Here is a 1,385-nt window from a genome sequence, read left to right on the forward strand (position 1 = left end):
GCGGAAACTCACTTTAGTACGCGGCCTATTACGGTCACGTGGCTCGCTGATCACATCCGTCAGGCGATGCTCACCATCGTAACGGTAGCGCAAGCGGGTATGCTCGTCATCTTTCTCAGTGGTACGGCCATGAATATCGTACTGCCAGCGGATACCGTTCAGTTCGGTAACGCGGTTATGCATGACATGAGCGGCACTATGGCGATCCAGCGGGTTGCCTGCGCCATCCCAGCGCCACTGTTCATTACCCGGCTGCGCACCGTTCTGAGACAACAGCCGCCCGGCGTTATCGTAGTTCCATAATGTCTGGCTGAACGGATTATCGTCGCGCTCTTCACGGATCAGGTTGTTGCCGTAATCGAAGTTAGATCGGCAAGAATCACGTATAGTCTCTAAAGAATCAATGTAATTAACTAAAAGGTTCTTTAGTTAAAATGAAAATAAAGAAATTAATCCTTTAGAAAAAGACCAATCAAATGAGAAGAATATCTAGAAGGTTGAATTTCCGAAAATGTAAAAAACACTACTACCTTATGATTTTCAAAATCACATTCCGTCTCAAAAAAGCTGATAGCTTCTCCATCATAATGATAACGACCCGAATCTTTAACTTTCTCCTTTACTCCTTTTATTTTTTTTGAGTAACTTTTCTTAAAATCTAACTCTTCTGAATTGAAACTTCTTGAACCATATACCGAAAAGACTATTTTTCCAGAACAGCATGGACATTCAAAAAAATTCTTTTTATGGATAAAGTCAGTTTCATTACCATCATGTAACAAAACTTTATTTTGAATGAAATTTTTCATAACTTTCTCAAGACTCCATCTTTAATAAGATCTTCAATATAATCAGCTGTTTCGTATTGTTTGTTCATTCCTGGTTTCCCAAACCAAGGAATTGCCGGACCTGAATCAACTTCATAAGGTTTTAATACCTCATAGGTGGATAGTGGCTTTGTTAAAGTATAATCCGGAAGCGCCCTTCCCTCAAACGAAGCTCCGGCCGGAGAAAGAAATGTTCCAGGATCTCTGAAAACACCATCTTCAATCCATCCACCATAACGATCTACGTATTCTCCGGGTTGAAGGGTTTCTTTCACTGAAGTAACAAAACCGCGGTTAGGAGGCCAAGCACCTTCACCCATAAATTGTTCTAACGCTGCCCAGTCTTGTTTTTTCCATAAAGCATATGCTTTGGATGCTTGTTTCCTTGAAGTGAATTGTTTTTTATTCGACTTTTTCTGGAAATCATTCCATTCGTTTTTACACCTACTCAGCCCCCATGTATCCACCCAACCCAGCGCGTTCGGGGCATACTGGTAAAGGTTGATCCCGCCCGCCAGCCCTATCGGATCCTGCTGGGTAAACCGTCCGCTGTCCGGG

Annotated in this window: 2 protein-coding genes and 1 pseudogene; all 3 read right to left on the minus strand. The window is 42.5% G+C overall.

Annotated features, from left to right (window positions below):
* Positions 1-378, minus strand: a pseudogene (locus OK412_RS10115) (hypothetical protein); the annotation flags it as partial.
* A 71-nt stretch (positions 379-449) separates the two neighbouring features.
* The gene (locus OK412_RS10120) at positions 450-809 is read right to left on the minus strand and encodes a hypothetical protein (protein WP_264353135.1); all 360 of its coding nucleotides are present in this window, start codon (positions 807-809) and stop codon (positions 450-452) included.
* On the minus strand, positions 806-1,385 hold a 580-nt coding region (locus OK412_RS10125), incomplete at its 5' end, for a glycohydrolase toxin TNT-related protein (RefSeq protein WP_264353136.1). The genes OK412_RS10120 and OK412_RS10125, both read right to left, overlap by 4 nt.

This window comes from Pantoea sp. JV6 (genome assembly GCF_025910055.1).
Classification (GTDB): Bacteria; Pseudomonadota; Gammaproteobacteria; order Enterobacterales; family Enterobacteriaceae; genus Pantoea; species Pantoea agglomerans.